This window comes from Mitsuaria sp. BK037 (genome assembly GCF_014193045.1).
In the GTDB taxonomy this organism is placed as follows: Bacteria; Pseudomonadota; Gammaproteobacteria; order Burkholderiales; family Burkholderiaceae_C; genus Roseateles.
In genome coordinates this window covers 284,535-309,103 of the sequence record NZ_JACHYS010000002.1, presented here as the reverse complement: position 1 = coordinate 309,103, position 24,569 = coordinate 284,535, and the positions used below count along the sequence as shown (strand labels likewise).

At 71.4% G+C, this 24,569-nt stretch carries 21 protein-coding genes; 7 read left to right on the top strand and 14 right to left on the bottom strand.

What is annotated here, in order from left to right:
• Nucleotides 1–37: 37 nt before the first annotated feature.
• From FHT37_RS13490 to FHT37_RS13475, 4 genes are all read right to left on the bottom strand, one after another.
• Nucleotides 38–256 (bottom strand): DUF1656 domain-containing protein, encoded by a 219-nt coding sequence (locus FHT37_RS13490; protein ID WP_183482023.1) that lies wholly within the window; start codon nt 254–256, stop codon nt 38–40.
• On the bottom strand, nt 253–2,466 hold the full coding sequence (locus FHT37_RS13485; RefSeq protein WP_183482020.1) for an FUSC family protein: 2,214 nt from the start codon (nt 2,464–2,466) through the stop codon (nt 253–255). Before FHT37_RS13485 ends, FHT37_RS13490 begins: the two co-directional genes overlap by 4 nt.
• 25 nt (nt 2,467–2,491) lie before the next feature.
• On the bottom strand, nt 2,492–2,998 hold the full coding sequence (locus tag FHT37_RS13480; protein ID WP_255488841.1) for a MarR family winged helix-turn-helix transcriptional regulator: 507 nt from the start codon (nt 2,996–2,998) through the stop codon (nt 2,492–2,494).
• A gap of 202 nt (nt 2,999–3,200) precedes the next feature.
• Nucleotides 3,201–4,559: an MFS transporter gene (locus FHT37_RS13475; RefSeq protein WP_091726230.1), complete on the bottom strand. Its 1,359-nt coding sequence runs from the start codon at nt 4,557–4,559 to the stop codon at nt 3,201–3,203.
• Nucleotides 4,560–4,773: 214 nt separating this feature from the next.
• Between FHT37_RS13475 and cyoA the strand changes: the two genes are divergently transcribed.
• The 7 genes from cyoA to FHT37_RS13440 all read left to right on the top strand — a co-directional run bounded on the left by cyoA (nt 4,774) and on the right by FHT37_RS13440 (nt 11,730).
• Nucleotides 4,774–5,850: a ubiquinol oxidase subunit II gene (gene cyoA, locus FHT37_RS13470; RefSeq protein ID WP_183482017.1), complete on the top strand. Its 1,077-nt coding sequence runs from the start codon at nt 4,774–4,776 to the stop codon at nt 5,848–5,850.
• Between the two features lie 67 nt (nt 5,851–5,917).
• Nucleotides 5,918–7,912, top strand: coding sequence for a cytochrome o ubiquinol oxidase subunit I (cyoB, locus tag FHT37_RS13465; protein WP_091726221.1), 1,995 nt, complete (start codon nt 5,918–5,920; stop codon nt 7,910–7,912).
• 38 nt (nt 7,913–7,950) lie between these two features.
• Nucleotides 7,951–8,559, top strand: coding sequence for a cytochrome o ubiquinol oxidase subunit III (cyoC, locus tag FHT37_RS13460; RefSeq protein WP_147241099.1), 609 nt, complete (start codon nt 7,951–7,953; stop codon nt 8,557–8,559).
• Entirely contained in the window at nt 8,556–8,972 is a 417-nt protein-coding gene (gene cyoD, locus FHT37_RS13455) for a cytochrome o ubiquinol oxidase subunit IV (RefSeq protein ID WP_147241100.1), read from the top strand. The genes cyoC and cyoD overlap by 4 nt, the downstream gene beginning before the upstream one ends.
• Nucleotides 8,972–9,748, top strand: coding sequence for an SURF1 family protein (locus FHT37_RS13450; RefSeq protein WP_183482014.1), 777 nt, complete (start codon nt 8,972–8,974; stop codon nt 9,746–9,748). Before cyoD ends, FHT37_RS13450 begins: the two co-directional genes overlap by 1 nt.
• 10 nt (nt 9,749–9,758) lie before the next feature.
• Entirely contained in the window at nt 9,759–11,171 is a 1,413-nt protein-coding gene (locus tag FHT37_RS13445; protein ID WP_091726205.1) for an ATP-binding protein, read from the top strand.
• Nucleotides 11,158–11,730 carry a response regulator transcription factor gene (locus FHT37_RS13440; RefSeq protein ID WP_091731416.1) on the top strand — a complete coding sequence of 191 codons (573 nt, stop codon included), beginning with the start codon at nt 11,158–11,160 and terminating at the stop codon, nt 11,728–11,730. The genes FHT37_RS13445 and FHT37_RS13440 overlap by 14 nt, the downstream gene beginning before the upstream one ends.
• Nucleotides 11,731–11,817: 87 nt before the next feature.
• Here FHT37_RS13440 and FHT37_RS13435 read toward each other — a convergent pair whose 3' ends face one another.
• The 10 genes from FHT37_RS13435 to FHT37_RS13390 all read right to left on the bottom strand — a co-directional run bounded on the left by FHT37_RS13435 (nt 11,818) and on the right by FHT37_RS13390 (nt 24,486).
• Nucleotides 11,818–12,285 (bottom strand): glycine zipper 2TM domain-containing protein, encoded by a 468-nt coding sequence (locus tag FHT37_RS13435; RefSeq protein ID WP_091726202.1) that lies wholly within the window; start codon nt 12,283–12,285, stop codon nt 11,818–11,820.
• Nucleotides 12,286–12,549: 264 nt separating this feature from the next.
• Nucleotides 12,550–13,110 carry an HNH endonuclease gene (locus FHT37_RS13430; protein ID WP_091726197.1) on the bottom strand — a complete coding sequence of 187 codons (561 nt, stop codon included), beginning with the start codon at nt 13,108–13,110 and terminating at the stop codon, nt 12,550–12,552.
• A 213-nt stretch (nt 13,111–13,323) separates the two neighbouring features.
• Nucleotides 13,324–14,076, bottom strand: coding sequence for a response regulator transcription factor (locus FHT37_RS13425; protein ID WP_221211091.1), 753 nt, complete (start codon nt 14,074–14,076; stop codon nt 13,324–13,326).
• A 42-nt stretch (nt 14,077–14,118) separates the two neighbouring features.
• Nucleotides 14,119–17,103 carry a response regulator gene (locus tag FHT37_RS13420; RefSeq protein ID WP_183482008.1) on the bottom strand — a complete coding sequence of 995 codons (2,985 nt, stop codon included), beginning with the start codon at nt 17,101–17,103 and terminating at the stop codon, nt 14,119–14,121.
• Nucleotides 17,100–18,248 carry a chemotaxis-specific protein-glutamate methyltransferase CheB gene (gene cheB / locus FHT37_RS13415; RefSeq protein ID WP_183482005.1) on the bottom strand — a complete coding sequence of 383 codons (1,149 nt, stop codon included), beginning with the start codon at nt 18,246–18,248 and terminating at the stop codon, nt 17,100–17,102. Before cheB ends, FHT37_RS13420 begins: the two co-directional genes overlap by 4 nt.
• The gene (locus tag FHT37_RS13410; protein ID WP_183482002.1) at nt 18,245–20,506 is read right to left on the bottom strand and encodes a hybrid sensor histidine kinase/response regulator; all 2,262 of its coding nucleotides are present in this window, start codon (nt 20,504–20,506) and stop codon (nt 18,245–18,247) included. Before FHT37_RS13410 ends, cheB begins: the two co-directional genes overlap by 4 nt.
• Before the next feature lie 36 nt (nt 20,507–20,542).
• Complete coding sequence (locus FHT37_RS13405; protein WP_183481999.1) at nt 20,543–22,003, bottom strand: CHASE3 domain-containing protein; 1,461 nt, start codon at nt 22,001–22,003, stop codon at nt 20,543–20,545.
• A gap of 16 nt (nt 22,004–22,019) precedes the next feature.
• Complete coding sequence (locus tag FHT37_RS13400) at nt 22,020–22,595, bottom strand: chemotaxis protein CheW (protein WP_175538326.1); 576 nt, start codon at nt 22,593–22,595, stop codon at nt 22,020–22,022.
• Entirely contained in the window at nt 22,592–23,959 is a 1,368-nt protein-coding gene (locus FHT37_RS13395; protein WP_183481996.1) for a protein-glutamate O-methyltransferase CheR, read from the bottom strand. Before FHT37_RS13395 ends, FHT37_RS13400 begins: the two co-directional genes overlap by 4 nt.
• A complete protein-coding gene (locus FHT37_RS13390) occupies nt 23,956–24,486 on the bottom strand; it encodes a chemotaxis protein CheW (protein WP_255489638.1) in 531 nt (176 codons plus the stop codon). The genes FHT37_RS13395 and FHT37_RS13390 overlap by 4 nt, the downstream gene beginning before the upstream one ends.
• Nucleotides 24,487–24,569 lie beyond the last annotated feature (83 nt).

Sequence of the window (24,569 nt, the reverse complement as noted above, 5' to 3'; positions counted from 1 at the left end):
GACCGGTGGGCCCTGCGGCTCCTTGCTGCGGGCGTCGTCACCCGGGGCCGTGCAGCACGCGCAGCGAGGCGTTGCTCAAGCCCCAGAGGAGCAGCAGGTAGATCGCCAAGTCGAACAGCGCGGGATGCCAGATCCAGCGGTAGGCACCGACCCAGGCCAGCAGCCGCCGCACGGCGGAGAGCGCGATCAGCGCGAGCGCCGCGAGCGGCATCAGCCACGGCAGGTAGAGCCCGAAGAAATTCACGGCGCCGGTCATGGCCGGTCCTCCTTGTCGTTGTCCACGGCGCGCGGCGGCAGCGCCGGCACTGGCGCATCCGGGAAGAGGTTGCGACGCAGGCCCATCAGCGCGCCGGCCGCGGGATGCGCCTCGGGGGGCAGGTCGCCGGCGCCGGCGTAGGCCTCGAGCAATCCGGCGAGCGCGGCGTCCAGGCGCTCCAGCAGCGATGCCGGCGGTGCGTCGAGTCCGTCGAGCGCGCCGGGCCGGCCGTCGATGCGGGCGCGCAGCCAGTCGCCGATCGCGCTCAGCAGCGGCCCCAGCGGACGCTGCGCCAGGGCGGGCAGTTGGCCGCGCACGCTTTGCAGCGCGACGAGGTCCGCGCCGATGCGCAGGTCGCGCAGCGCGTCGTCGGTGGGCACGCCGGGCACCGAGCCGCCCGACTGCGCGACGCGCGGCGCCAGCAGCGCGATGCGGTCGACCATGCGCAGCAGGTAGGCCTGCCCGCGGCCCGCCGGGCGCGGCAGGCGGGCGAGGTCGTCGAGCTCCCGCCAGGTCGCGCGCTGGATGCGCCGGGAGCTCCAGTCCGCGCCGACCGACCGCATCAGCCGCGTGACGCGCGCCGCGACGAAGATGCCGGCCAGCTGGCCCGACATCGAGTTCAGGTAGCTGGTGAGATCCGCCTGCGCGGTGTCGTGCATGACCAGCGTGCCCATGACGCCGAACAGGAAGGGCAGCGCCGCGCCGACGGTCGCCGGGCGGCCGATGAAGGCGCCCAGGAGGAGGAAGACCGGCGCGCACACCGCCATCAGCGTCCACATGTCCTGCACCAGCGGCAGCAGCACCAGCACGTAGAGCGCGCCGAAGGGCATCGACCAGAGCGTCCAGGCGAGGAAGCCGTTGATGGCCGGCACCGGATCGTCCATGGACGCGAAGAAGCAGCAGAAGATCGCGGCCATCATCGCGGCCGCCGCGCCCATCGGCCAGCCGGTGAGGATCCAGAAGGCGCAGCACACGAGGATCGCGATCAGCGCGGCCGCGCCGGACCACAGCGCCATGCCCAGGTCCAGGTGCAGCTTGGGCCCGTCCGGCGCGGACGCGGGCCGCGCGGGCATCGGCGCGCCGGACAGGCCGCGGTCGATGTCGGCGCGCAGGTGGACGCAGTGCAGCCAGCCGTCGAGCAGCTCGCCGAGCCGCTGCGCCAGCGCGACGCGGAGCAGCCGCGCCCAGGGATCGCCGGCCAGGCGGTCGCGCGCGTCCGCGCCGGTCAGCGCGTCAAGCTGCGCTCGCAACGCGGGCAAGCGCGCCTCGGCCTGACCGGCGGGCAGCGTCAGCCAGGGACTGAGGCGGTCCAGCAGCGCGCGCACGTCGTCCGGCAGGCCGCCATGCGCTTCGAGCGCCCGCAGACGATCCTCCACGCCGGCCAGCAGCGGCGTCAGCGCGGCCACGTGGTCCTGCATCGCATGGACCGCGTCGGCGGTCCAGCGCAGGTGGCTGGTGTCGAAGGGGATGTGGGTCGACAGCACCCGCAGCTGCGAGATGTCGCCGGCGACACGGCGCCGGTCGGCGCCGCCATCGCGGCGCGCGGCGATGTCGGTCAGCCAGGCGCGGGTGTCGCCCAGCGTGCGATCCAGCAGCCCCAGCACCGAGCCCGCCAGGCTGTTGGGCAGCACCAGGCTGTGCACCAGCGTGGCCGACAGCACGCCCAGGCCGATCTCCTCGAGGCGGGCGACGGCGGTGTCGAAGATCGTCAGCGGTGTGTCCACCGCCGGGAAACCGATCAGCGCCACGGTGTAGCCCGCCAGCATGAAGGCATAGGCGCGCGGCGTGCGGTCGCGCAGCGACAGCACCAGGCAGCCCGCCACCCACAGCGCCAGGGCCAGGCTCAGCAGTTCCGGCGCATTGGCCAGGCTCGGGACCAGCAGCACCGCGGCCATGCCGCCGACCAGCGTGCCCGCGACGCGGAACACACCCTTGGAGCGCACCGCGCCCGCCATCGGATGGGCCACGATGTAGGCCGTCATCAGCGCCCAGAACGGCCGCGGCTGGCCGGCCCAGCTCGCCAGGAAGACCGCCAGCATCGCCGCGGCGAAGGCCTTGATCGAGAAGATCCATTCGGCGCGCGTGAAGCGGGGCCGCAGCGCGGCCGGCAGCTTCGGCGGCGCGGGCAACCGGATCGCAGGCAGCCGCAGTGTGGGCAGCCGCAGCGTGGGTAGCCGGATCGCGGGAAAGGAGAGAGCGGGGAATTTCATGGTCTGTGAGGCGCGACGGGCACCCTCACTTGCGCCGCGGCGGCACGGCCGGCGTCGGCGCGCCGACGCGCTCCGCCAGCGTGGAGAAGACGCGGAGCGCGGCCTCGACGTCGGCGTCCGCGATGCCTTCGTAGAGCTCATTGCGCAGGTCGCGCAGCGTGACCTCGATCTGCTCGCAGGCGTCCGCGCCCAGCGCCGTCAGGTGCAGCGTCCTGGCGCGACGGTCGTCGGGATCCTCGTGGCGCTCGATGTAGCCGCCGGTAATCAACTGGTCCACCGAGCGCGTCAGCGACGGCCCCTCGATGCCCAGCAGCGTCGCCAGTTCGCCCTGGCGCATGCCGTCGCCCTGACGGCCGATCATCACCAGCGGCCAGGCCAGCGCCTGCGACAGGCCCACGTGCGCCATCGCCAGGTTGGCGCGGGCGCGGTACGCCCGCTCCAGCACCGGCAGCATCATCCCGACCGTCATCAGCGCCGCTTCCCGCGCGGTGCGCGTCAGCGAGCGGGCCGGCTTGTCCTTGGAGGTGTTCATGCCGGCGAGTTTAAATAGTTAGCTTGCTATCTATTTCGGTGGGGTTATTGGGCGAATGGCGGAAGCCGGGAGCGGCTGGCAGGACGAGGCACCGTCTCGAGGCAGAAAGCAGAACGGCCGGTCTTGTCGACCGGCCGTTGTTATTTCGCGTCGCGGGCTGTCAAGCCCATGTCACGGGTTCGGGGCTCATCGGCCCCGGGGATCAGTCCTTGTCCTTCATCTGGAGCATGCGGTTGGTGCGCAGCGCCACCAGGGTGACGATCGCGCCCGACAGCAGGTAGGCGGTCACCGCCCACAGGCCGAACTTCGCCGACAGCCCCAGCGCCACCAGCGGGGCGAAGGCCGCGCCGATGATCCAGGCCAGGTCGGAGGTCAGCGCCGCGCCGGTGTAGCGGAAGTGGGGCAGGAAGTTGGACGTCACCGCCCCCGAGGACTGGCCGTAGGACAGGCCCAGCAGCACGAAGCCGACCAGGATGAAGATGTTCTGGCCCATCGCGCCGCTGTCCAGGAGGATGGGCGTGAACAGGCTGAAGATCCCGATCGTCGTGGCCAGGGTGCCCAGCGTGCTGCGCCGGCCGATGCGGTCCGCGATCATCCCGGAGATCGGCATCGCCGCCGCCGCCAGCAGCGCCCCGATGACCTGCACGGTCAGGAACTGGGTGACGTTCTGGTCGCCGTACAGCAGCACCCAGGACAGCGGGAACACGGTGACGATGTGGAACAGCGCATAGCTGGCCAGCGCCGCGAACGCGCCGATGAACAGCGTGGTGCCCTGCTGGGCGAAGAGCTCGTCGGTGTCGCAGGGGTCGAGCTCGTGCTCCTCCATGTTCTTCTCGTACTCGTGCGTCACCACCAGGCGCAGCCGCGCGAACAGCGCCACGACGTTGATCGCGAAGGCCGCGAAGAAGGGATAGCGCCAGCCCCAGCTCAGGAAGTCGATCGGATCCAGGCTGCTCCACAGGTAGGCATAGAGCGCGGCCGCGATCAGGAAGCCGATCGGCGCGCCGAGCTGCCCCAGCATCGCGTACCAGCCGCGGCGGCCTTCCGGCGCGTTCAGCGCCAGCAGCGAGGGCAGGCCGTCCCAGGACCCGCCCAGTGCCAGGCCTTGTCCGATCCGGCAGGCGGCCAGCAGGGCGATGGCCGCACCGCCCCAGGTGTTGAAGCCGGGCAGCACCGCGATCGTGCAGGTGGAGATGCCCAGCAGGAACAGCGCCACCGTCAGCTTCACGCTGCGGCCGAAGCGCCGCTGGATGTCCATCCCCACCAGCGTGCCGATCGGCCGCACCACGAAGGCCAGCGCCAGCAGCGCGAAGGCGTACAGCGTGCCCTCCAGCCGCTCCATGTGGGGGAAGAAGATGGACGGGAAGACCAGCACCGAGGCGATCCCGTAGACGAAGAAATCGAAGTACTCGGACGCGCGCCCGATCACCACGCCGACGGCGATGTCGCCGGGGGCGATCGCGTCCTGCTCCTCCTGCGTGGCGACCCCGCTGCCTCGCGGCAGCGGCTGGCCCACGGTCGAGAGGTGTTGCCCGGCTGTCGAAAGGGTGCTGCTGTTCATACGTCTCCTACCTGGGACAAAATGTCCAATAGTTGGTTTGAGTCAATCGGGCAAAATCTGCGCCCGGCGTGCAACGGTCGACAAGTGTCGTTTTCCCCTTTATCGCTTTCCCTCCAGAGGAAACCCCAGGTTTCGGACGGCGGGAACCCACTGCCAGGTGCGGTGGTCAAAGGGGGCTCCGCGTGAACTACGCCTGCTGGTCTGCTGAAGTCCCATGTACCTCAAAGCCTCTCCAAAAACAAGTCTCGCCCGCCCACTCGCCCGTCTCGGGCTGCTGGCCCTGGCGCTGCCCCTGTCCGCCTGCAACATGGTCGTGATGAAGCCGTCCGGCGACATCGCGAACCAGCAGGCGCAGCTCATCGTCGCCTCGACGCTGCTGATGCTGTTGATCATCGTCCCGGTGATCATCCTGACGCTGGTCTTCGCGTTCCGCTACCGGGCGTCCAACACGCAGGCGACCTACTCGCCAGAGTGGGACCACTCGACGCGCCTGGAGCTGATCATCTGGGGCGCGCCGCTGCTGATCATCATCGCGCTGGGCGCGATGACCTGGATCAGCACCCACAAGCTCGATCCCTTCCGCCCGCTGGAGCGGCTGGACGCGCAGCGTCCGGTCCCCGCCGGCGTGCAGCCGCTGACCGTCGAGGTCGTGGCGCTGGACTGGAAGTGGCTGTTCATCTATCCCGAGCAGGGCATCGCCACCGTCAACGAACTGGCCGCGCCGGTGGACCGCCCGATCCACTTCAAGATCAGCTCGTCGACCGTGATGAACGCGTTCTACGTGCCCGCCATGGCCGGCATGATCTACGCGATGCCCGGCATGCAGAGCCAGCTGCACGCGGTGATCAACAAGCCCGGCGTGTATGACGGCTTCTCGGCCAACTTCAGCGGCGATGGCTTCTCGCACATGCGCTTCAAGTTCCACGGCCTGTCCAACGACGAGTTCTCCGCCTGGGTCGAGCGCAACAAGGCCGACGGCGTCGCGCTGACCAAGGAGCTGTACCTGGACCTGGAGAAGCCGTCCGAGCGCCAGCCGGTGCGCCGCTTCGCCAGCGTCGCGCCGGGCCTGTTCGACGCGGTCGTGAACCGCTGCGTCGACGGCACCAAGATGTGCATGGGCCAGATGATGGCCATCGACGCCGCGGGCGGCGGCGGCAAGGGCGCGATCGACGGCCTGGCCAGCAAGCCCTGGAGCAACGAGCAGAAGCGGATCTTCGTGGCCGCGCTGTGCACGCCTGACAACGCGGGGCAGTACGCGTCGCAATGGCAGGCCTCGGCCACCCGTAATTGATTGGCGTCCCCCGGCGCGACCGCGATGAATCGCCGCGCCGGGACCGCAAGCACTACCGAGATCCAAGATGATTGACGCTCAAAAGCTCATCTTCGGACGCCTCAGCCTAGAGGCGCTTCCGCTCCACGAGCCGATCCTGGTCGGCACCTTCGCGATGGTCGTCCTGGGCGGCCTCTTCGTCCTCGCGATGATGACGAAGTACAAGCTCTGGGGCCCCTTCTGGCGGGACTGGGTGACCAGCATCGACCACAAGAAGATCGGCATCATGTACATCGTGCTGGGCCTGGTCATGCTGCTGCGTGGCTTCGCCGACGCGCTCATGATGCGCGCCCAGCAGGCGATCGCCTTCGGCGATCAGCTCGGCTTCCTCCCGCCGCATCACTACGACCAGGTCTTCACCGCCCACGGCGTGATCATGATCTTCTTCGTGGCGATGCCGCTGATCACCGGCTTCATGAACTACGTGGTGCCGCTGCAGATCGGCGCGCGTGACGTGGCCTTCCCGTTCCTGAACAACTTCAGCTTCTGGATGACCACCGGCGGCGCGGTGCTGGTGATGGCCTCGCTGTTCGTCGGCGAGTTCGCGCGCACCGGCTGGCTGGCGTATCCGCCGCTGTCGGGCCTGCTCGCGAGTCCGGGCGTGGGGGTGGACTACTACATCTGGTCGCTGCAGGTGGCCGGGGTGGGCACGACGCTCTCGGGCATCAACCTGATCGCCACCATCATCAAGATGCGGGCGCCGGGCATGACCATGATGAAGATGCCGGTCTTCACCTGGACCTCGCTGTGCTCGAACATCCTGATCGTGGCCTCGTTCCCGATCCTGACCGCGGCCCTGGCGCTGCTGTCGCTGGACCGTTACGCCGGCACCAACTTCTTCACGACGGACCTGGGCGGCAACGCCATGATGTACGTCAACCTGATCTGGATCTGGGGTCACCCCGAGGTCTACATCCTGGTGCTGCCGGCCTTCGGCATCTTCTCGGAGGTCGTGTCGACCTTCAGCCAGAAGAAGCTGTTCGGCTACGCCTCGATGGTCTACGCGACGGTCGTGATCACGATCCTGTCCTACCTCGTGTGGCTGCACCACTTCTTCACGATGGGCTCGGGCGCCAGCGTGAACTCGTTCTTCGGCATCACGACGATGATCATCTCGATCCCGACGGGCGCGAAGATCTTCAACTGGCTGTTCACGATGTACCGCGGCCGCATCAAGTTCGAGGTCCCGATGTACTGGACCGTGGGCTTCATGGTCACCTTCGTGATCGGCGGCATGACGGGCGTGCTGCTGGCGGTGCCGCCGGCCGACTTCGTGCTGCACAACTCGCTGTTCCTGATCGCGCACTTCCACAACGTGATCATCGGTGGCGTGCTGTTCGGCCTGCTGGCGGGCATCTCGTACTGGTTCCCCAAGGCCTTCGGCTTCAAGCTGGACCCGTTCTGGGGCAAGGCCTCGTTCTGGTTCTGGCAGATCGGCTTCTTCGTCGCCTTCATGCCGCTGTACGTGCTGGGCCTGATGGGCGTGACGCGCCGCATGAGCCACTTCGACGATCCCTCGCTGCAGATCTGGTTCCAGGTCGCCGCCTTCGGCGCGCTGCTGATCGCCGCCGGCATCGGCTGCTTCCTGATCCAGCTGGTGGTGTCCTTCCTCAAGCGCGAGCAGCTGCGTGACGTCGACGGCGACCCGTGGAACGGCCGCACGCTGGAGTGGTCGACCTCGTCGCCCCCGCCGCAGTACAACTTCGCGTTCACGCCGGTGGTCCACGACCACGACGCCTGGCACGACATGAAGACCCGCGGCCACCAGCGCCCGGTCGGCGGCTTCAAGGAGATCCACATGCCGAAGAACACCGGCGCGGGCGTGATCCTGGCCGGCCTGTCGACGCTGTTCGGTTTCGCCCTGATCTGGCACATGTGGCTGGTGGCGGGTGTCGCCTTCGCGGTGACCGTGATCGCCGCGATCGTCCACACCTTCAACTACAAGCGCGACTACTACATCCCCGCCGATGAAGTGGCCAGCACGGAGGACGCCCGCACGAAGGTGCTGGCCGCCCAGGCCTGATTCCGCAGCGAGCGATATCCAACATGCAAGCAACGACCATGACGAACAACACCGGCGCGCCGGTGTTCTACGACAACGGCGACCACCATCCGCAGCACGGCACGCTCCTCGGGTTCTGGATCTACCTGATGAGCGACTGCCTGATCTTCGCGGTGCTGTTCGCGACGTATGCGGTCCTGGGCCGCAGCTACGCCGCCGGCCCGTCGGGCGCCGACCTCTTCGACCTGCCGCTGGTGGCGCTCAACACCGGCTTCCTGCTGCTCTCGTCGATCACCTATGGCTTCGCCATGATCAAGATGCTGGGCAACAAGAAGTCCGGCACGCTGGCCTGGCTGGCGATCACCGGCGTGCTGGGCCTGTGCTTCCTGGCGGTGGAGCTCTATGAGTTCGCGCACCTGATCCATGAAGGCGCGGGTCCGCAGCGCAGCGCGTTCCTGTCCTCGTTCTTCACGCTGGTGGGCACCCACGGCCTGCACGTCACCTTCGGCTGCATCTGGCTGGTGACGCTGATGGTCCAGGTGTCCAGGTTCGGCCTGACCAAGGAGAACAAGCGCCGCCTGATCTGCCTGTCGATGTTCTGGCACTTCCTGGACGTGATCTGGATCGGTGTCTTCACCTTCGTTTACCTGATGGGAGTGCTGCCGTGAGCGCCGACCACAACCACAAGCATGATTCGCACGGCCACGGCCACGACCAGGGCCACGGCGGTCACGACCATGACCACGACGACGTCGGCTACCACGCCACCGTCAAGGGCTACCTGATCGGCTTCCTGCTGTCGGTGATCCTGACGGCCATCCCCTTCTTCCTGGTGATGACCAAGTCGATCGCCTCGTCGCAGGCGATGGGCATCGTGCTGCTGATCTTCGCGGCGGTGCAGATCGTCGTGCACATGGTCTATTTCCTGCACATGAACTCGAAGGTCGAGGGCGGCTGGTCGATGCTGTCGCTGATCTTCACGATTGCCGTCGTGGTGATCATGCTGGCCGGCTCGATCTGGGTGATGTTCCACCTGAACAGCAACATGATGCCGGTCCACGACATGCGCAACATGCCCTGATGACCGCCGTTCATCCGGAACCGCCGCGGCCGCGCCGCAGCACCGCCTTCTGGGCGCTGCTGCTGGGCGCGGCCCTTTTGTTTGCGGCCTTCCTCGCGCTGGGCGCCTGGCAGCTGCAGCGGCTGGCGTGGAAGGAGGACCTGATCGCGCGGCTGGACAAGCGCCTGGCCGCCGAGCCGGAACGCGCGCCCGGCGCCGACCGCTGGGACGCGATCACGAAGGCCGGCGACGAGTACCGCAAGGTCGTGCTCAACGGCACCTTCGACCATTCGCGCGAGACCCTGGTCGGCGCGAGCACCGAGCTGGGCACCGGCTACTGGGTGCTGACGCCGCTGCGCACCGTGCGCGGCGACTGGGTGCTGGTCAACCGCGGCTTCGTGCCGCCGGAATTCAAGACGCGCGCGTCGCGTACCGCGTCGGAGACGCAGGGCGAGGACCGCGTCGTCGGGCTGCTGCGGCTGAGCGAGCCCGGCGGCAGCCTGCTGCGCAAGAACGACCCAGCGCAGGAGCGCTGGTACTCGCGCGATGTCGAGGCGATCGCCCAGGCGCGCCGGATCGTCGAGGGTCCCGTGGCGCCGTACTTCGTCGACGCCGCCGCGGCGGACGACCGCACGCGCTGGCCGAGCGGCGGGCTGACGGTGGTGCGCTTCAACAACCATCACCTGCAGTACGCGCTGACCTGGTTCGCGATGGCGGCGATGACCGCCGGCATCGGCGTCTGGCTGTGGCGGGTCGAGCGCCGCCGCGCGCTCGGCCTGGACGCGGCCGCTGACTGAGGCCGCGACCATGCCGCTGAGCCGTCCCGATCCGGACGACGACCACCCCGACGACAGTCGCTACCTGGACGGCGCCGCCGGGGCGCTGGGCATCGAGGAATCCTCCGGCGAGGGCCGCGCGCTGCAGGCCGGCCGCAACAACCTGCAGCAGCTGGTGCAGCTGCGCTGGCTGGCGGCGGCGGGGCAGTTCGGCACCGTGCTCTCGGTGCACTACGCCTTGCACATCCGGCTGCCGATGCCGGAGATGCTGACGCTGCTGGCGGTGCTGGTGCTCTTCAACCTGGCCTGCTGGCTGCGCACCCGCTGGGTGCCCAGCGTGCGCAACGCCGAGCTCTTCGCCGGCCTGCTGGTCGACATCGCGGTGCTGAGCGGCCAGCTCTACTACAGCGGCGGCGTCACCAACCCCTTCATCTTCCTGTTCCTGCTGCAGATCGCGGTGGGTGCGGTGTTGCTGCCCTCGCGCTACATCTGGTTCACCGTCGCGGTGACGGGGGGCTGCTTCGTCGCGCTGACGCAGTGGCACCTGCCGCTGCTGGTGCCCGACATGGAAGGGCTGTCGCTGCCGACGCACTACATCGGCGGCCTGCTGATCTGCTTCGCGATCAACGCCTCGCTGCTGGTGATCTTCATCCAGCGCATCGGGCGCAACCTGCGCCAGCGCGACGCGCGCCTGGCCGACCTGCGCCAGCGCGCGGCCGAGGAAGAGCACATCGTGCGCATGGGCCTGCTGGCCTCGGGCGCCGCGCATGAATTGGGCACGCCGCTGGCGACGCTGTCGGTGATCCTCGGGGACTGGTCGCGGATGGCGCCCTTCGCCGGCGATCCCGAGCTGCGCGAGGAGATCGAGGAGATGCAGGTCCAGCTGCGGCGCTGCAAGGCGATCGTCAGCGGGATCCTGATGTCGGCGGGCGAGCTGCGCGGCGAGGCGCCGGTGGTGACGACGCTGCAGGCCTTCCTCGACGACCTGGTGACGCACTGGCGCGCGACGCGGCCGCACCACGGCCTGGACTACCTGCCGGACGCCGGCCTGCCGAAGGTGCGCATCGTGTCGGACGTCGGCCTCAAGCAGATGATCGACAACGTGCTCGACAACGCGCTCGAGGCCGCGCCGGGCCAGCCGGTGTCGCTGCGCGCGCTGGTCGAGGACGGTCAGCTGGTGCTGCGCGTCACCGATCGAGGCGCTGGTTTCCTGCCGGAGATGCTGGAGCGTTTCGGCAAACCGTATCAATCGAGCAAGGGCCGGGCGGGCGGCGGGCTGGGGCTGTTCCTGGCGCTGAACGTCGTGCGCTCGCTGGGCGGGCGCCTGCAGGCGCGCAACCGGCTGGCGGAGGAGGGCGGCGGCGCGGAGGTCGAGATCCGCATGCCCCTGTCCGCGCTCGAGCCTCTAGGACTGCCTGACAATGCCGCTCATGACGCCGGATGACCTTGCCGCCGATACCGACCGCCTGCTGTTGATCGTCGAGGACGACGACGCCTTCGCGCGCACGCTGTCGCGTTCGTTCGAGCGCCGCGGCTACCAGGTGCTGCGGGCGACGACGGTGGAGCAGGTGCAGAAGCTGCTGGCCGAGCGTGGTCCCGAGGAGGCGCCGGAGTACGCGGTCGTCGACCTGAAGCTCGCCGGGGGCGGCTCCGGGTTGGCGTGCGTGCAGACGCTGCACGAGCACGATGCCGAGATGGTGATCGTGGTGCTGACCGGCTACGCGAGCATCGCCACGGCGGTGGAGGCGATCAAGCTGGGCGCGCGGCACTACCTGGCCAAGCCGGCGAACACCGATGACATCGAGGCCGCCTTCGCGCGCGCCCAGGGCGATGCCGAGGTCGAGGTCACCGAGCGCGCGACCACCTCCATCAAGACGCTGGAGTGGGAGCACATCCACGAGACGCTGGCGGCGACGGACTTCAACATCTCGGAGACCGCGCGACGGCTGGGCATGCACCGGCGCACGCTGGCGAGAAAGCTGGAGAAGCAGCGGGTGAAGTGAGGCGCGGCGACGCGCGCCCCGACCATCGCGGCGCTGAAACGACGCAGGGGCCGCAAGGGCCCCTGATCGCCGACGAGCTCAGCGCGCTCAGTACGTGCGGGTCGCCGCCGGCGCGCGCACCACGCGGGCCTTGCCGCCGGTGGTGACGATGATCACCGGCTCGCCGGAGACCCAGTTCTCGTTGCCCTGCGCCTGGACGATCGCGCGGCGCTCGCCGTTGCGCAGCTGCAGCAGGATCTCGACCGCCTGTTCCTTGGTCACGCCGCGTTCGACCGCGTTGCCGAGCGCCGCGCCGGCCACCGCGCCAAGCACGCCGACGATCACGCCCTCGCGGCTGCCGCCGACGCTGCCGCCGGCCACGCCGCCGACGACCGCGCCCGTCACCGCGCCAGCGCCGCTCTGCGAGCCGTCCACCGTCACCGGCCGCACCGACAGCACCGTCGCATCCTGCACCTGCGACAGGCGCTGCGCGTCACCGCGCTGGATCACGTCCGGGTTCGTCGTCGAACATGCGGCCAGGGCGGCCACCAGGGTGGCAATCAGCAGCTTCTTCATCTCGTCTCTCCAAATCGATGTGCCGGCCAACGACGACCGGTGACATTCCGTTGACCGCGCAACAAGTCTTTACCTCGGCGCCCTCGGGCTTCGCGCGCAGCAATGGCGCGTGGGTCCACTCTACCGGTGCCGCCTTTGAAGGCTCTTAAGCGCGGCATAACACCAGCATCGTCAGCGCGGGAAAGGCACTCCGCCGCTCACGACCGCCCATGGCCGAAGACCGCGGGACCCCGTCGATCGCCGTCCATCACCGCCCCGCCCGCGTCACGATGCGTACAGCCGCGACGACCTGGGCACGCTCGCCAGCAGGAACTCCATCTGGTCGGCCAGGATGCGCCGGCCGCGCAGGATCATGTCCTCGTGCAGGCTGGGCACGTAAGGCAGGTAGAGCAGCGCCATGCGCGCCTCCTCGGGCGTGCGGTTGCCCTTGCGGCCATTGCAGGCGCGGCAGGCGGTGATGCAGTTCATCCACGAATCCCGCCCGTTGCGCGACACCGGCTGGATGTGCTCGCGGGTCAGCAGGTCGGCGTGGAAGCGGTGGCCGCAGTAGGCGCAGACATGCCGGTCACGCGCGAACAGCTTGAAATTGGACAGCGCCGGCGCCTGGCGCCAGGCGCGGCTGGGAATGGCGCCGCGCACGGCCACGATCGGGTGCAGTTCGATGCGGGATTGCAGGCCGGACAGCCGCTGGTAGCCACCGCGCAGCACGTGGAAGGGCTCGCCCAGCGTCCACGCGATCGCGTCGCTGGCATAGAGCACCGCTGCTTCCTTGGTCGAGATCCAGGCCTGCGGGCGGCCCGAGATGTCCAGCTGCAGAACGTCCACGGTCGTTGACCTCCAGCGACAAAGGGTAATCCAGTCGCAGGGGGCAACTCAAGTGCCGGACGCGCAGGGAAGCGCCGCCAGGAACGATATTCAGGCTGTTCGCCCAACATAGGCGCCCGATTGCCGAGGTTCAAGCCGCCGACCGACCTCGATCGAGGGGCTCGTCCGGGCCAGGCGCCGCGTCGCACCGCGGTCAAGCGGTGCGCAGCGTCCTCACGGCAGGCGGCCGAGCGCGCGCAGCTCCGCGAGCGTGACCAGTCCCCCAGCCGACAGCGCGTCGTCAGGCAGCTGCGCGCGGCCCAGGCGCAGCGCCGATCCCTGGAGCTCCGCACGCGAAGCCAGCGGCGGGGCGTCCTCGCCGTCGATCTGGGCGATGCAGAGGCGGCCGCCGTCCGAGGTGCCGAGCCAGCCCACCAGGTCGCCGCCATCCAGGCCGGTGATCAAGCGCGCCGCCAGCGGTTGCAGCGCCTCGGCGCTGCCGGCGAGCACATGCACGACGAGGTCGGAGCCGTCCCGCACCGCCAGCCGCACCATCTGGTCGAGGCGCTCGTGCAGGGCCGCCGCATCGAACGGGCGAGGCGGCGGCACCTCCGGCTGTCCGGTCAGCTGCCGCAGCATGAGCTCGAGTTCCTCCGCCTTGTCGAAGAAGCCGTCGGCGCCGGCGGCCAGCACCGCGGCGCGATAGGCCTCGGTCTGGTGGGACAGCACATGCACCTGGCCGCGGTAGCCCTGCTTGCGCAGCGCCTTGAGCACCGCGATGCCCGAGCCGCCCTGCGCGAGCGACAGATCCAGCAGCACCGCGTCCGGCTGCAGGTAGCCGATCAGCGTCAGCGCGGTCGCCTCGTCGGCCGCCTCGCCGACGACGCGCAGCCCGGGCACCGTGTCGAGCCGCTGCAGCAGCTGCCGGCGGATGGTGAAGGAGTCCTCGACGAGGACCACGGTCAATGGTGTCGCATTCGCTTGCATCGTGCTGTCGCGTTTCCCTCGTGTTTCCCTCGTCAGGGAGTGTCAATCGTCCAAGGGGTCGAGGTCGCCCCAGCTGGTGCGGCTGATCGCGCGTTTCACCTCGTCCATGAAATGGCCCCGCGGCCCGGCCGGCGTGCGCGCGCCCGGTGGCGCCGGCACCGGCGCGCCGCCGGCCGCGGCCGCGGCGGCCGTCTCGCGGTTGACGGTGGCGCGCTGCACATGGCGGTTGAGCAGCTCGCGGTCGCGCGGCGTGAGCTGCGACGCCGCCACCACGATCACCGGGATCGCCGCGGTCAGCGGATCGCGCTGCAGCGCCTCGACGACGCCGATGCCGTCGACCTCCGCCATCAGCAGGTCCAGCACGATCAGGTCGGGCACGTGGCGCCGGGCCAGTTCGATGCCTTCCTTGCCGCCGGTGGCGCGCAGCACCGAGAAGCCGGGCTGCGACAGGTGGGCGCTCAGCGACTGCAGGTCGCCGGGCGCGTCGCTGATCGCCAGCACCAGGAACTTGCGCGTCGCGGTCGGCTTGAAGCCGAGCATCTCCAGCTCCTTGCTCAGCGCCTTGCGCGACACCGGCTTGTGCAGCACCGCGGAGGCGCCCAGCGACAGCGCCACTTCCTGCCCCGCGTCCACCGACACGACGACCACCGGGATGTGTGCCCACCCCGGCAGGTTCTTCAGCCGCGACAGCAGCTCCCAGCCGTCCAGCCCCGGCAGGTTCACCTCCAGCGTGATCAGCTCGGGCCGCAGGTGCGGGGCGAGCTCCAGCGCCGCCTCGGCCGAGGCGACATGCCGCACCCGGAAGCCCGCCGCCTTGAGCTGCGTCTGCATCAGCGCCGCGGCCTGCTCGTTGTGCTCGATCACGAGCGCCAGCGGACGCTCGCCGGTCTCGTCGGGCAGGATGACGTCGGGGATCACCGGCTCGCGCCATGGCAGCCAGCAGGTGAAGCAGCTGCCCTTGTCGGGCTGGCTGCTCACCGCCACCGCGCCGTCGTGCAGCTGCACCAGGCGCGCCACCGTCGCCAGGCCCAGGCCGGTGCCCTCCACCTTGTGGGTCAGCACGTTGCGGATCTGGTTGAAGGGCTGGAACAGCTTGTCCAGGCCGTCCGGCGGGATGCCGATGCCGTTGTCGGTGACGCTGATCTGGACGAACTCGGCGTGCTCGCTGTCGGGCAGCTCCGAGCGCCGGCCGTTGGGGAAGCCCGGCAGCGCCTCGCGCGCCCGCGCCCGGGAAACCCGCCGCGCCTCGAGCCGGATGCTGCCGCCCTTGGGCGTGAACTTGGCCGCGTTGGACAGCAGGTTGTAGATGATCTGCCGCAGCCGGCGGCGGTCCACGCACAGCCGCTGGTGGCCGCCGACGCCGAAGAAGCTCATCTCGATGCGGTTGAGCCGGGCCCGTTCCTGCACGATCGCGAGCGCGTCGCGCAGCAGCTCGTCGAGCTCGACCGGCTCGATGTCCAGGTCGACGCGGCCGGCCTCGATCTTGGCCATGTCCAGCAGGTCGTTGACCAGCGAGAGCAGGTGCTGCCCGGCGTTGTGGATGTGGCCGCAGAACTCGGCCTGGCGATCGCTGACCGGGCCGGCCGCGCCGTCGCGCATCAGCTGGGCGAAACCGATCACCGCGTTCAGCGGCGTGCGCAGCTCGTGCGACATCGTCGACAGGAAGGCGGTCTTGGCGCTGCTGGCGCGGCTGAGCTCGGCATTGAGCTGCTCCAGCGCGTCGTTGCGCTGCTGCAGCGCGGCCAGCAGCTCGGCGCGGCTGTCGGCCAGCTCGCGCGCGGCGCGCGCCTCGGCCGCTTCCATCGCGCTGTTGTGCAGCTCGGCGTGGACGCGCCGGGCCTCGTCCTCGAACTGCTTGCGACGCAGCTGCGCGCGCAGCCGGGCCTTGAGCAGCTCGACCTCGCCGTTGGCCTTGACGACGTAATCGTCGGCGCCGGCCTCCAGGCCGGCCAGCATCGACGCGCGACCCTCGAAGGCGGTGAGCAGCAGCACCGGGATGTCGCGCAGCGAGGGCGCCGACTTGATGCGCCGGCAGGTCTCCAGCCCGCCGATGCCCGGCATCTGCACGTCCAGCAGCACCGCGTCCACCGCCTGCACCGCGAGCAGCTCCAGCGCCTGCTCGCCGCTGGCCGCGGCGATGACGTCGTAGCCGTCGTCGCGCAGCAGCGCGCCGAGCTCGGCCAGCACGTTGGCGCTGTCGTCCACCAGCAGCAGCCGCTTGGGGCCCAGCAGGCTGGCGCCCTGCTCGGGCAGGCTGGCCTTGGCGCTGCGCAGCATCGCGGCCACGCGCGCCAGGATCAGGTCGACGTCGTCCTGCTTGCGGGCGAAGGCGTCGGCGCCGGCCTCCAGCGCGCGCAGCTCGGCCTCGGGGCCCTCGTCGGCGGTCAGCAGCAGGCAGGGCGTGTGGCGCAGCGCCGGATCCAGGCGCAGCCGGCGGATCACCGCCGCGCCGTCGATGCCGGGCATGTGCTGGTCGACGATCACCGCGTTGGGTCGCAGCGCGGCGGCCTGGCGCAGGCCCTCCTCGCCGTGCGCGGCGGTGTGGATGTCGTAGCCGTGTGGCTCCAGCGCGTCGCGCAGCGCCTCGCGGAAGGTCTCGCTGTCGTCGATCAGCAGCACCGAGGCCGGTTGCGGCATGGGGGTCGCCTGGCGGGCCTGGCGCTGGCGGACCAGCTCCCGCGCCCGGTCGATGACGTAGAGGCGGTCATAGGGCTTGCCGACGTATTCGTCGGCGCCATGGGCCAGGCCGCGCAGCCGGTCGCTGGCCTGCGAGGCGTTGGACAGGATCAGCACGACGCAGTCGCCGCCCTGCGGCGCGGCGCGCAGCTCGGGCAGCCAGGCGGCGCCGTCGCCGTCGGGCAGCAGGTTGTCCAGCAGCACCAGCGCGGGCACGCCCTGGGCCAGCGCGGCGCGGGCCTGGGCCAGCGTGGCGCACTCGACGCAGTCGAAGCCGGCGTCCTCGAGCGCCTCGCGCAGGTCCATCCGCACCGTGAGGCTGTCCTCGACGATGAAGGTTCTCTTGTTCATTTGTGGGCTCCTCCCCAGGCCATGCCGCTCAATCCCATCAGGGCGGGGCCGATGTCGGACAGCGGCAGGATGCGCTCGGCGGCGCCCAGCTGGGCGGCTTCGCGCGGCATGCCGTAGACCATGGAACTGGCTTCGTCCTGCGCCAGCGTCGCGCCTCCCGCGCGGCGGATCTCGAGCAGGCCCTGCGCGCCGTCGCGGCCCATGCCGGTCAGCAGCGCGGCGGCGGTGCCCGGGCCGTTCTCGGCGGCCAGCGATTCGAACAGCACGTCCACCGACGGCCGGCACGAGTGGCGCGGCGGCGCGTGACTGAGTTCGAGCACGCCGGCGCGCAGCACCAGGTGGACGTCGGGCGGCGCCAGCACCACCTGGCCGGCCAGGTCGCGCAGGCGCTCGCCGCCCTGGGCGTAGCGCACGCGATGCGGCGTCTGCGCGTCCAGCCATTCGGCGAAGCCGCGGCTGAACACCGCATTGATGTGCATCACGATCAGCACCGGCAGCGGCGCCGGCGCCGGCATCGACTGCAGCACCTTCATCAGCGCGCCCGGGCCGCCGGTCGACGCGCCCAGTGCGAGCAGCGCGCGCGCCGGCGCCGGTGCCTGGGCGGCCGGCCCGGCGACGGGGCGCCCGCCCAGGCGAGCGCGCACATGGGTGATGACGCGGATCCGCGCCACCAGCCGCAGCAGCGTCACGTAGCGGCGCTCCCACTCGCCCGCGGGCGCGTTCGCGTCCGGCTTCTCCAGCACTTCGACGGCGCCGGCGGCCAGCGCCTCGTAGGTGCGCAGCAGCTCGCCGCGATTGGTCGACGACGAGACGATGAGGATGGGCGTCGGGCAGTGGGCCATGATGGCCTCGGTCGCCGCCTGGCCGTCCATGCCGGGCAGCATCATGTCCATCGACACGACGTCCGGCCGCAGCCGCTGGCACAGCGCCACGGCCTGCGCGCCGTCGTGGGCCTCGCCGACGACCTCGATGTCGCCGTGCGCGGCGAGCACCTCGCGGATGTGCGCCAGCACCGTGATCGAGTCCTCCACGACCAGCACCCGCAGCGGCCGGGCCGGTCCGGCGCCGGCCAGCGGCGCTGCGCCGCCCAGTCCGCCGATGCCGCCGATGCCGCCACCGCCGCCAACGCCTCCTGATGCGCTCATGCGGCGGGCTCCTCGACGGCCGCGTCGTCGTCGACCGTGCCGGCCGAGCGCGCCATCAGCTGCGCGACCTGCGCCAGGAACTCGTTCTGCGCGAACTCGCCCTTGACGATGTAGCCGTCGGCGCCCACCGCCTTGCCACGGGCCAGGTCCTCGGGCGCGTTGCGCGAGGTCACCAGCACCGCCGGGATGTGGCGCAGCGCCGCGTCGCCGCGGATGCGGGCGACGAACTCGAAGCCGTCCATGCCCGGCATCTCCACGTCCACCAGGATGAGCGCGTAGCGCTCGCGCTGCGCCGCCTCCAGGCCGTCCTCGGCGGACGCGGCCATGTGCACGCGGTAGCCGGCGGCCTCGAGGATGCTCTGCTCGAGCATGCGGGTGGTCAGCGAGTCGTCGATGACCAGGATGGTGCCGGTGCGCGGCGGCGCCGGCACCGGCCGTGGCCGCGCCTGGCGCGCCGCGGCGATCAGGCCCTCGGCGGCGAGCACCGGCACCGGCTGCTGGGCAGCGTCCAGCGCCAGGCCGGCGATCAAGGGCGACGGCGGCAGCAGGGCCGGTGGCGGCCGCAGCACGACGCTGGTGACGCCGTCCAGCGCGTCCACGCCCAGCGCCGCGCGCTGTCCACCGGCGCGCAGCACCAGCGCCGAGCGCGGCGCCGCCGCGGTGGCCTGGCCCGGCTGCAAGGCGTCGGCCAGCGGGAGGTGAGGCAGCAGCTCGTCGCCGACGATCAGGTGCGCGCCATTGAGCACCGGCCGCTGCAGCACGCACTCGACCGCGTCCAGCGGCACCCAGGCGGCGACCGCGCCGGCGCTGACGCGGATCGCGCGCAGCGCGGCCAGTTGCAGCGGCACGCAGAGCTCGACGGTCGTGCCTTCGCCGCGCCGGCTGCTCAGGGTCAGGCGTCCGCCGAGGCGGTCGGCCGTGTCGCGCACCAGGTCCATGCCGACGCCGCGGCCGGCCAGCGCGTCCACGCGCCGCGCGGTGCTGAGGCCGCCGCGCAGCAGGCGCTCGATCAGCGCGTCGTCATCGAGCCGCGCCGCGCCGGGGATGCCCTTGTCGATGGCGGTGCGCCGCACCGCCTCGAGGTCGAGTCCGGCCCCGTCGTCGGCGCAGCAGAACAGCACCTCGCGGCCGCGGCGCTCGATCCGCAACTCGATCCGGCCCTGCGGCGGCTTGCCGGCGGCGATGCGCTCGGCCGGCAGCTCGATGCCGTGCGCGACGGCGTTGCGCACCATCTGCACCAGCGCGCCGGAGACGGCATTCAGCAGCGCCGCTTCCAGCTTGACGTCGCCGCCGTGGCCGGTGAGCCGGGCCTGCTTGTCCTGGGAGCGCGCGGCGTCGCGCGCGGTCCGCTGCAGCGGCGCGAAGAGCTGCGCGGCGGGCAGCAGCCGCAGCTGCTCGGCGCCATCGCGCAGCGCGACCAGCTCGCGCGCGAGCTGGCGCGCGCCGCGCTCGATCTGGTCCTCGATCCGCGCCAGCGGGCCGGCCAGGGCCTCCTGCTGGCCCTGCAGGCCGGCGCGCAGCTCCCGCAGCAGCGCCGCGGCGCGCTCGATCGGCGCGAGGTGCCCCTGCGTGCGCGCGATGTCGGCGAGCAGGCCGTCCAGCTCCTCCGGCATCAACTGGGGAATGGTCAGGATGGCGCCGATCGGATCCGGGTCCCCGGCGTCGGCCGGATCGACGGCCGCGTCGACGGGAAGGCCTGCGAGGCCGACATCGCCGCCGCTCGCGCCGGCGTCAGTGTCGGCCGACGGACCGGCCATGCCCCCGTGCTCGGCGGGCACCGCGCCCGCACCCGCACCCGCACCCACGCCCGAGCCCCCGCCGAAGCTGGGACTGGGGTCCCCGCTTGAGCGCGAGCCAGCACCAGCACTGCCGCCGGGGCCGCCACCGGCACCGGCACTTCCACCAGCGCCAGCGGGCCGGGGCGGCGTCGTCGCGCCGGCTGCCGTCGGCGCGTCCAGCGCGGTGATCGCGTCGCCGGCGGCGTCGATCAGCGCCAGCAGCGCGTCGAGGTCGGCGCGGCCGGGGGCCTCGGCACGGTCGCGCAGCGGCGTCAGCAGGTCCTCGATCGCGTGCGCCTGCGCCGCGATGCCGGGCTGTCGCACCACGCTGGCGGCGCCCTTGAGCGTGTGGGCCAGTCGCAGCAAACGCGGCGGCAGGTCGGGCGCCGGCGCCTGCTCGGCGGCGAGCACGGCCTCGCTCATCTGCCGCAGCAGATCGCGGGCTTCGATGCGGAAGAAGCGGTAGGGGTCCTTGGCCACGGCGCGCGGGGTGTCCGGTTCTTGAAGGGGGCGGGCTCAGGTCGGCTGGGCCTGCACCAGGCGCAGCAGGTCGCGGGACATCTCCGCCAGCTCGGTGGCCGTCTGCGAGGTCTGCCCGGAGCTGGCCTCGGTCTCCCGCGAGGCCTGCGCGGTGTTGGACAGCGCGACATTGAGCTGCTCGACCGCGGTGGCCTGCTGCTTCGTGGACAGCTCGATCTCGCGCGCCGCGTCGGTCGTGGTCACGACCTGGCCGGCGATCTTGGCGAAGGTGGCGGCCACGTCGTCGAACTGGCGCGCGCCGGCGTCGACCGCCTTGGAGCCGGTCTCCGTCGCCATCACCGTGGTGTTGACCGCGCCGCGCACGTCGTCGATCTGCAGGCGGATCTCCTTGGTCGACGCGGTCATGCGGTCGGCCAGCTTGCGGATCTCGTCCGCGACGACGCTGAAGCGCCGGCCCGCGTCGCCGGCCACGGTGGCCTCGATGGTGGCGTTGATCGCCAGGATGTTGGTCTGCTCGGCCAGCTCGCCGACCAGGTCCATCACCACCCCGATCTGCTGCGACTTGCGGCCCAGGTCCAGCATGTGGTCGACCACCAGGTCGATCTGCCGGCGCATCGCGGCGATGGTTTCGCGCGCCGCCTGCAGGGTGCCGTCGCCGCCACGGGCCAGTCCAGCCGTCTGCTCGGCGATGACCACGACGCGCTGCGCACTGTCGGCGATCTGGCGCGAGGTGGCCAGCAGCTCGGAGATGGTGGTGGAGATCTCCGTCATCGAGGTGGCCGTCTCGCGGGCGCCGGCGGCCTGCTGGTTCGCGGCCGCCTGCAGCTCCGCCGAGGAGCGCTGCACATGCTTGACCGCCGTGCCCACCTGGCCGCTGAGCGCGCGGTTGAGCGTCAGCGCCGCCGCCAGCACCAGCAGCGCGCCGGCGACGGTGCCCCAGACGATAGCCATGCGCACGCCGCTGGCGGCGGACTCGACTTCCTGTGCGCGCTGGCGCAGCAGGTCGTTCTCCTCCTCCTCCATCTGGGAGATCACCGCGCGCAGTTCATCCATGCGGCGCTTGCCCTCGCCCACGCCCTGGACGCGCATGGCCGCCTCCGTGGTGGACGTGCGGCGCGACTCGATGCGCTCCTTGTGCAGCTGCATCAGGCCCTCGATCATGGCCGTGGCCTGGTTCAGCCGGGCCTGCTGCCCGGGGTTGTCGCGGATCAGCGGCCGGAGCTCGGCCAACTGGCGCGGCAGGTTGGCGACGGCGTGGCGATAGGGCTCCAGATAGGGATCCTCGCCGCTGAGCAGGTAGCCGCGCTGGCTGGTCTCTGCGTCCTTCATCAGGCTCATCAGCGCCTCGACGTGGGTCAGCGCCGCATGGGTGCGGGTGACCTGGTAGCTGGTCTGCGTCAGCAGGTCGACGCCGCGATAGGCCAGGGTCCCGATGAGCAGCAGCAGCGCGAAGGACAGCGCGAAACCCATCGACAGCTTTCTTCCGAAGGTCCACATGGCACGGTGCTCCCTGTCATCGGCCGGCGGCGCCGGCGCTTGTCGTTGTGGTGAAGGATCCCGCCGACGGCTCGCCGAGCTGGCTGCCGGCGACGGCGGCGATCAGGCCTTCCAGCTCGATCAGCGGGCGCAGCGCGCCGCCGCAGCGGACCGCCCAGCCGGTGCCGGCCGCGTCGCTCTGCTGCAGGCGATCGCCAGGCGTCAGGCGCCATTGGCCGTCGAAACCCTCGAAGGCGAGCGCCAGCGGCGCGGCGCGCGCGATGGCCCACCAGCGCACCGCCGTCGCGGCCCCGCGGCCGATCAGCGCGCGCAGGTCGTAGAGCGGCAAGACCTGCCCCTGGTGCCCGGCGAGCCCGAGCAGCCCGGGTGCGGTGGCGGGGTAGGGCGCGGCGGGCATGGCGGGCTGCAGTCCGGCCAGATCGGCCAAGTTCAGGGCAAACGGGTCGCCGGCAATCCGGATGCCCAGCACGTCCAGGACGGCGTCGTCATCGCCCAGCCGTCGCGGCTCGGCGAAGGAGCGGTCGAAGGCCGCCCGCCATTCGTCGAGCTGGCCCTCCAGCGGGTCGGAGCGGTCGGAGCGGTCGAGCGTCATGCGCGGGCCTCCTGGATCTCGTCGCGGCACAGGCGCCGCAGGTCGTCGCGTTCGAAGCCGCCGCCGAAACGCCGCAGCCGCTCGGGCGATTCGTCGTCCAGCAGCGCCAGCGCCCGCCTCAGTTCGCGCCGCGCGGCGACGATCTCGCCGCGACGCCGGGCCAGCAGGCCCAGGCGCAGGTGCGGCAGGGCGAAGGCGGCGTCCTTGGCGGCGGCGCGCTGGTGATGCCATTCCGCGGCGGGGAGCTGGCCGCGCTCCTCCATCGCCAGCCCTTGCAGGAACAGCACCTCGGCCTGCAGCGCGGCCGGTGTCTGCGGCGCGATCAGCCGGGCGCAGGCGCGCAGGCCGTCCTCGATCTGGCCGGCCTCGACCAGCAGCAGGGCCTCGTCGAGCAAGGCCTGGTCGGCGCGGTGGGCGGACGCGGCCTCGAACGCCGGCGCGTGCGCCAGCGAGGCCGTCGCCGGCTCCGGCGCGGGGGCTGGCCAGGGAAAGGGCCAGGCGGGCGCCACGTCCGCGCCTTCGCGGCGATAGAAGAAGCAGCCATGCGCCTGGCGCAGCGTCAGCCCGGCGGCCTGCGCCTCGGACTGGCCGCGCAGTGTCTCCGCATGGCCCAGGAAAAGCACGCCCCCCGGTGCCAGCGCGCCGACCAGGTGCTGGATCGCCTGGCGCAGCGCCGTGGGCGCCAGGTACATCAGCACGTTGCGGCAGAAGATGATGTCGAAGCGGTCCGGTGTCCAGAAGGCGGCGTCGGGCTGCCCCAGCTGGCGGGGCTCGAAGCGGACCCGCTCGCGGATCGCGGGCAGCGGCGTCCAGACGCCCGGTTCGACGGCGCGGAACCACAGCTCGCGCAGCTCCGGCGGCGTCGCGCGCAGGCTCCATTCGCCGTAGCGGGCGGCGGCCGCGCGCGCCAGCGCCGCCGGGTTCACGTCGACGGCCAGCACCTGCCAGTCGACGCCCTGCGCCGTCAGGCCGGCGCGATGCAGCGTGATGGCCAGGGTGTAGGCCTCCTCGCCGCTCGCGCAGCCGGCCGAGAGCGCCCGCAGGCCGGTGGACGTCGCGCGGCGCACCATCGACGGCAGCAGGTCCACGCGCAGCGCGTCGAACTGCTCCGGGTGGCGGAAGAAGAAGGTCTCGCCGACCGTCAGCTCGGCGGCGAGCGCATCGAGCCGGGCGCGCGTCGGCGCCTGCTCCATCTGGTCCAGGAAGCGCGCCGGACCGCCCGGCCCGGCCACCCGCGCCAGCGCGGCGGCGAGCCTGTCGTCCTGGCGGTCGTCGAACTGCAGGCCCAGGCGGGCGGAGAGCAACGTCCGCAGGCGCGGCAGCAGCGAGATCAGGGCGGCATCGGACGGCGACGGCCGCGTCATGAGGCCGCTCCCCGATGGCTGGCGGCATCGCCGCCGTCCGCGGCGGAGAGGGCCGCGGTCGGCGGCAGGTCGTCCGGAAACAGCCGGGCCTGGTCGAGCACGGCGATCAGTTCATCGTCGCGCTCGGCCAGCGCGCTGACGGCACCATGGTCGCGGTCGCGCAGCAGCGGGGGCAGGGCGCGGAGTTGCTCCGCCGCGAAGGTCTGCAGGCCCAGCACCTCGGCGACCGCCAGCGCCACTCGGCGTTCGCCGGCGCGGACGACGACATAGCGGCGCACCGCCGCGGCGTCGGCCGGCGCGGGAGCTGCGCCGGACTCGGTCAGTCCCAGCAGGCCGGCCAGGTCGACGACCGGCAGCCAGTCGCCGCGGATGCGCGCGAGCCCCTGGACATGAACGGCCGGCGACTTCAGCGGCCGCAGTGGCTGCGGCCGCAGGGTCTCCTCGACGGCATCCAGCGGCAGGCCACACAGCCGGGATTGCACCCGGCACACCAGAACCCGGAACATGCCATTCAATGGCTTGTGCATTCTTCTGGCTCCCTGTTTGCGCCAGTCTATGCCGGCGTCGGGCGGACAGGCGTTGCCGAAGGTCACTGGCCGGCGCGCCCGCG

What these genes read in the sequence shown, in the direction of transcription:
- FHT37_RS13490 (WP_183482023.1), bottom strand. Translation starts at nt 256, where the DNA reads ATGACCGGCGCCGTGAATTTCTTCGGGCTCTACCTGCCGTGGCTGATG.
- FHT37_RS13485 (WP_183482020.1), bottom strand. Translation starts at nt 2,466, where the DNA reads ATGAAATTCCCCGCTCTCTCCTTTCCCGCGATCCGGCTACCCACGCTG.
- FHT37_RS13480 (WP_255488841.1), bottom strand. Translation starts at nt 2,998, where the DNA reads ATGAACACCTCCAAGGACAAGCCGGCCCGCTCGCTGACGCGCACCGCG.
- FHT37_RS13475 (WP_091726230.1), bottom strand. Translation starts at nt 4,559, where the DNA reads ATGAACAGCAGCACCCTTTCGACAGCCGGGCAACACCTCTCGACCGTG.
- cyoA (WP_183482017.1), top strand. Translation starts at nt 4,774, where the DNA reads ATGTACCTCAAAGCCTCTCCAAAAACAAGTCTCGCCCGCCCACTCGCC.
- cyoB (WP_091726221.1), top strand. Translation starts at nt 5,918, where the DNA reads ATGATTGACGCTCAAAAGCTCATCTTCGGACGCCTCAGCCTAGAGGCG.
- cyoC (WP_147241099.1), top strand. Translation starts at nt 7,951, where the DNA reads ATGACGAACAACACCGGCGCGCCGGTGTTCTACGACAACGGCGACCAC.
- FHT37_RS13450 (WP_183482014.1), top strand. Translation starts at nt 8,972, where the DNA reads ATGACCGCCGTTCATCCGGAACCGCCGCGGCCGCGCCGCAGCACCGCC.
- FHT37_RS13445 (WP_091726205.1), top strand. Translation starts at nt 9,759, where the DNA reads ATGCCGCTGAGCCGTCCCGATCCGGACGACGACCACCCCGACGACAGT.
- FHT37_RS13440 (WP_091731416.1), top strand. Translation starts at nt 11,158, where the DNA reads ATGACGCCGGATGACCTTGCCGCCGATACCGACCGCCTGCTGTTGATC.
- FHT37_RS13435 (WP_091726202.1), bottom strand. Translation starts at nt 12,285, where the DNA reads ATGAAGAAGCTGCTGATTGCCACCCTGGTGGCCGCCCTGGCCGCATGT.
- FHT37_RS13425 (WP_221211091.1), bottom strand. Translation starts at nt 14,076, where the DNA reads ATGCAAGCGAATGCGACACCATTGACCGTGGTCCTCGTCGAGGACTCC.
- FHT37_RS13420 (WP_183482008.1), bottom strand. Translation starts at nt 17,103, where the DNA reads ATGAACAAGAGAACCTTCATCGTCGAGGACAGCCTCACGGTGCGGATG.
- cheB (WP_183482005.1), bottom strand. Translation starts at nt 18,248, where the DNA reads ATGAGCGCATCAGGAGGCGTTGGCGGCGGTGGCGGCATCGGCGGCATC.
- FHT37_RS13405 (WP_183481999.1), bottom strand. Translation starts at nt 22,003, where the DNA reads ATGTGGACCTTCGGAAGAAAGCTGTCGATGGGTTTCGCGCTGTCCTTC.
- FHT37_RS13400 (WP_175538326.1), bottom strand. Translation starts at nt 22,595, where the DNA reads ATGACGCTCGACCGCTCCGACCGCTCCGACCCGCTGGAGGGCCAGCTC.
- FHT37_RS13395 (WP_183481996.1), bottom strand. Translation starts at nt 23,959, where the DNA reads ATGACGCGGCCGTCGCCGTCCGATGCCGCCCTGATCTCGCTGCTGCCG.
- FHT37_RS13390 (WP_255489638.1), bottom strand. Translation starts at nt 24,486, where the DNA reads ATGCACAAGCCATTGAATGGCATGTTCCGGGTTCTGGTGTGCCGGGTG.